1 protein-coding gene is annotated in these 444 nt (G+C 73.2%); it reads left to right on the forward strand.

Features of this window, described 5'->3' with window-relative positions:
- Positions 1-444, forward strand: a 444-nt coding sequence (locus GO615_RS29950; protein ID WP_281358764.1) for an exodeoxyribonuclease VII large subunit, incomplete at both ends; no start/stop codon positions are given.

The raw sequence follows: 444 nt of genomic DNA on the forward strand, positions 1-444 counted from the left end.
GGCTCCTTCGAGGACCTGCTCGGGTTCAGCAACGAGACGCTCGTGCGGGCCGTCAGCGCCGCGCGCACTCCCGTCGTCAGCGCCATCGGGCACGACGTCGACACGCCGCTGCTCGATCACGTCGCCGACCGACGCGCCTCGACCCCGACGGACGCCGCCAAGCTCGTCGTACCGGATCTGGCCGCCGAACAGGCCGCCCTCGCGCAACACCGCACGCGGCTCAGCCAAGGCCTGCGCGGCCGCTTCGCCGCCGAACGGCGCCACCTCAACTCCCTCGTCGGGCGGCCCGTGCTGCGCGAACCGGGCACCCTCGTCACCCAGCAACGCGACGAGGTCGACCGCCTCACGAACCGCAGCGCCTACGCGATGCGGCAACGTCTCACCCGCGCGCGCGACCAGATCGCTCACGGGCGCGCCCAGGTGATCGCCCTGTCCCCGCAGAAG

It is taken from the genome of Aromatoleum evansii (assembly GCF_012910805.1).
GTDB classification, from domain to species: Bacteria; Pseudomonadota; Gammaproteobacteria; order Burkholderiales; family Rhodocyclaceae; genus Aromatoleum; species Aromatoleum evansii.